This is a genomic window from Bacillus cereus (assembly GCF_007678085.1).
GTDB lineage: Bacteria > Bacillota > Bacilli > Bacillales > Bacillaceae_G > Bacillus_A > Bacillus_A cereus_BE.
Genome location: NZ_VEDW01000017.1, coordinates 1 through 3,851, shown reverse-complemented (window position 1 = coordinate 3,851; position 3,851 = coordinate 1). Strand labels below are relative to the sequence as shown.

Below are 3,851 nucleotides of genomic sequence, written 5' to 3'. Positions count from 1 at the left end.
AACACGGAAGTTAAGCTCTCTAGCGCCGATGGTAGTTGGGACCTTGTCCCTGTGAGAGTAGGACGTCGCCAAGCAACCTTAAGACGAGTCAGAATGACTCGTCTTTTTTGTGTTTAATGAAATGATCTTGTAATCTCCAGAAAAACATGGCCAATTTTCTTAGACTATCTATTCGTTAACAAGGATAACAAGGATAAATGCAAGATATTACCCTCTGTAGTCTGCTCACACCTTCTTTTATTTCTTCATTTGTTAAATGTCCATACCCTATAATAATACGATTATGATGTTGTCCTTTTTTTATGGCGTGGTCTTCTACGGGATATACTTTCACTTCGAGTTGTTGGATTTCCTCAAGTAATTCTTTTGTGAATTGAACTTGATTGAATTCAACAATCATGTGTAATCCTGTAGAATAGCCGAAAATATTGATCTCATTTGAGAATGCTAATTTTAATTGCTGGATAAGGAAGTCTCTTCGATTTTTATAGATTTTTTTCATCTTCATAATATGCCGTTCCAAATGATCTTCGGCAATAAATTTAGCAAGAACAAGTTGATTTAAAGAAGGTGTATGTAAATCTGAAAACCATTTTACCTGGCGACATTTTTCAATCAGGTGTGAGGGAAGAACTAAGTATCCCAGCCTAAGGGCTGGTGATAAAATTTTACTAAATGAACCTATATATATGACACGCTCGGGATCCAATCCCTGTAATGAACTTACAGGTGAGCCTTCATATCGAAATTCACTGTCATAATCATCTTCAATGAGATAACAATTTGTTTTTCTTGAGTAGTTAATCAATTGAACTCGTCGTTGAATCGGTAACACCCCTCCTAAAGGAAACTGATGAGAAGGAGTAGTGAAGATGAATTTTGGTTTTTTATTTGTAGGCAGCAAGGATGTATCCATCCCATTATCATCAACTGGTATAGGATAAAGCGAGGCTCCTGAATTTTTAAAAATTGTTTGAATGTCATTGGTGATAGGATCTTCTATTAGCACTTCATCGCCCGTTGACAAAAGTAATTTAGAAACAAGTGTTAAAGCTTGAGTTGCACCGGAAGTAATCACTAATTGTTCTGGATGACAAAAAACTCCTCTTGTTTTTAGTAAATAGCGTGATAAAGCTTTTCTTAATTCGGGACGCCCCTCGGGAATATCGTATCCAAAGGTAGAATGAGGTGTTTCGTTCCATATGGTGTGAGACAATTTTGCCCATCCTTTACGTGGAAATAAGTCTAATGCTGGTATCCCTGAACGAAAATTAATGATGTTACTGTCGTTGTTTGTTTCTTCGTACCAAGATAAAGAATCAATTAGAGTTGATTTTTTATGTTGTTCTAAATAAGTCCCTTCGGCAATGAATGTCCCTGCTCCCTGTCGAGTGACCAAAAAACCTTCGGAAAATAATTGATCATACGCTTCTAAAATTACATTCCTAGACACGCTTAACTCAGAAGATAATTCTCGTGTTGATGGTAGCTTTTCTCCGGATTGTAGCTCTCCGTTTAATATTCGTTCACGTATTTGGTGATAAACCTGTCGAATTAAACTCATATCTAATGATCGATCAATAGGTATCCAAAGCATATAAATGCTCCCTTCATCAAAAGTGGTACCATAAAAGTTTAGCAGTAATGGTACTAATACGAACCATTTTAGCATGCTATAGTTGGATCAAATAGTTCTAAAGGAGATGAAAATGTGATGACTAAACCAGAATTACAAGTAGCTCAGGCATTTAAATCGATTGCACGAAATGAACATATAAAATCCTATGTACAACAATCCACTGAACTCTATGCGCTATTCTTACAAGCCGCGAAACGCTTTGTCACCGGAGAAACGAGACAGGAGGGGATTGTAATAGCAAAAAAACTAATTACAAAAGGTTATCATACTTCACTAGAATATATAGGGGAAAATACTCTAGATATAGAGGAATGTTATAAAGCAAAAAATGAGTTTTTGAATCTTATTGGGGACGTGGGTGCTCTACTAGTAAAACAAACAGTATCACTCGATTTATCGCATATTGGATTATCTATAGATCCAGAAATATCTTATTTTCATTTAATGGAGCTGGCAGAGAAGGCAAAAGTACATGGAACTACCCTTATGATAAGTATGGAAGAATCATCTAAAGCAGCTGATATTCTTTCTATCTATAAAAAAACAACTGAGCAATATCCTAATGTAGGGATAACGATTCAGGCACATTTATATCGCTCGAACAAGGATATTCAAGAACTCCTACATTATCCAGGGAAAATAAGAGTTGTAAAAGGTGCCTATCAAGAAGTTCCGGATATTGCTATGCCTAGGTCAACTGATTTAAATCAACAGTATCTTCAGATTGTAGAACAACTAATTGAAAATAATCACTCTGTATCTATAGCTACACACGATGAAATTCTTATTAAAGAGATGGAACAACGTCAATATTTTAGTCAATCTAATGTAGAAATAGAAATGCTATATGGAATTCGTCCGGATATGTTAAGTGATTTGAAAAACAAAGGATATAACGCTAGGGTGTATTTGACTTATGGGGAAGAGTGGTACTTGTATTTATGTCATCGGATAGCTGAATATCCGGAAAACTTATATCATGCGGTGACAGATATGATACATTCATCTTCAGCACAGCAGAGTAGGGAATATTGAATAGACATTTCATCTTAAATGTGAAAATTATTTTAGTTATGGTTATTGTGAAGGAGTTTAATCGTAGTAAATAAGTTAAATAATTTTGGTTGTGGTCCGAAAATAAGAGCCGTATTTTTCTTAGAGTAGAAATTCCGGCTCTTTTTATATTGAAATTTTTTAGTGTATATTTGCGTAAAATGCGAATAGGACTCCTATAGGTGTTGAAAAGATTATGATTTATAATTGTGCAGCCGTAGTATACCTTGTTGTAGGATGTGTTTTGTGGATGTTTTATATGTATTGGGTTCTTAGTATTATGTATTTTTAGGTTGATAGCTAGGAATAAATGAATTTGTAATTCTATATGTATTTCAAAACGAAGGATATATAAATAGGAACAATAAAATTATATGTTATAGGTATAGGATAAACATACTTAAATGTTCTTTTCGGTGTGTTGGGTACACTCGATCAATTGAGGTGCGTATTTTTAATCCGGTATATGTGTTTAAAAAAGAAATGCTATTAATTTGGTCCGGACCTCGAATATAGTTTATTTGTGTATTTTGAATGTTTGTTAAGAGGATATAAAAATTATTACGGCTAGGCCATATGGAAAACGGATGCTGCTAAAGATAAAAGAGATATAAATCTGCTATTTCAGTGACACGGGGATGGTTAGTAAATGTTTTAGTGTGTTCCTATACATTTACGAGTAAACAGGTAAGTAACCATTACTTCATAATAAGAGGAACACTATAACTAGAGTAGTATATAAGTTTATTATAGTCTTCTGTACCGTTGTCGGTTATAAGAATGCGTATATCTTCACTCGTTTCTAATAGGTTACCTAATAAACAAAGTGGTATTAGTGAGTATAATAAATTTGTAATTCTATATGAGTATTTATTAAAATAAGCTTGTTAGTTTCGCGGGGGAAACTTCCGTACAAATTAAGTCTAGGTTATAAGTAAACTTAAATATATTTTAGAAGAAGGAATTAAAGCGAAGTGGAGGAGGCTTTTCTGATAATGCAATCTTTATCGGTTCTTCTCTAAATCAGAGGGCATAAAGATATTTAATTAAATATCTTTATAAAAGGTGTTGACGATTACACCTTAGAGGTGTAATATAGAACAAGTCGCCGATGCAATAACGCAAAGCGCGGCAAACGAAATGAAAAACTTAGTTGACA

General features: G+C 34.1%; 2 protein-coding genes. One reads left to right on the top strand and one right to left on the bottom strand.

Going from position 1 to position 3,851, the window contains the following annotated elements:
* Window positions 1-175: 175 nt before the first annotated feature.
* The gene (pdxR, locus tag FS742_RS27055) at window positions 176-1,597 is read right to left on the bottom strand and encodes a MocR-like pyridoxine biosynthesis transcription factor PdxR (protein ID WP_144616445.1); all 1,422 of its coding nucleotides are present in this window, start codon (window positions 1,595-1,597) and stop codon (window positions 176-178) included.
* Between the two features lie 117 nt (window positions 1,598-1,714).
* Between pdxR and FS742_RS27050 the strand changes: the two genes are divergently transcribed.
* The gene (locus FS742_RS27050; protein ID WP_144616447.1) at window positions 1,715-2,674 is read left to right on the top strand and encodes a proline dehydrogenase family protein; all 960 of its coding nucleotides are present in this window, start codon (window positions 1,715-1,717) and stop codon (window positions 2,672-2,674) included.
* Window positions 2,675-3,851: the final 1,177 nt, after the last annotated feature.

Bases quoted from the DNA above. Each gene is read 5' to 3' on its own strand.
- pdxR (WP_144616445.1), bottom strand. From the start codon at position 1,597: ATGCTTTGGATACCTATTGATCGATCATTAGATATGAGTTTAATTCGA.
- FS742_RS27050 (WP_144616447.1), top strand. From the start codon at position 1,715: ATGACTAAACCAGAATTACAAGTAGCTCAGGCATTTAAATCGATTGCA.